The following is a 319-nucleotide window of genomic DNA, read 5'->3' on the forward strand; positions in this document are numbered from 1 at the left end:
GCGAATGCTCATTTCTGAGTTTGATCAAGGTAAAGCAAGTGGTGGAGCCAAGCGGGATCGAACCGCTGACCTCCTGCGTGCAAGGCAGGCGCTCTCCCAGCTGAGCTATGGCCCCGCATATTGGTAGGTCTGGGCAGATTTGAACTGCAGAAGAGCCGTCCTCACCACTCTTTATCCAGAGGCATGGGGTGCTCAACATTCCAACCAAAATTGGTAGGTCTGGGCAGATTTGAACTGCCGACCTCACCCTTATCAGGGGTGCGCTCTAACCAACTGAGCTACAGACCTAAGGGTAAAACTTTGGGTCTTGATCGTCTTT

General features: G+C 52.7%; 2 tRNA genes. Both read right to left on the reverse strand.

Annotated elements, in window-relative coordinates:
- Positions 1-39: 39 nt before the first annotated feature.
- Positions 40-115, reverse strand: a tRNA-Ala gene (locus ACF8FB_RS14845).
- Between the two features lie 96 nt (positions 116-211).
- Positions 212-288: transfer RNA gene (locus ACF8FB_RS14850), tRNA-Ile, on the reverse strand.
- Positions 289-319 lie beyond the last annotated feature (31 nt).

The sequence above is a fragment of the Pseudomonas sp. yb_2 genome (assembly GCF_043103905.1).
In the GTDB taxonomy this organism is placed as follows: domain Bacteria; phylum Pseudomonadota; class Gammaproteobacteria; order Pseudomonadales; family Pseudomonadaceae; genus Aquipseudomonas; species Aquipseudomonas alloputida.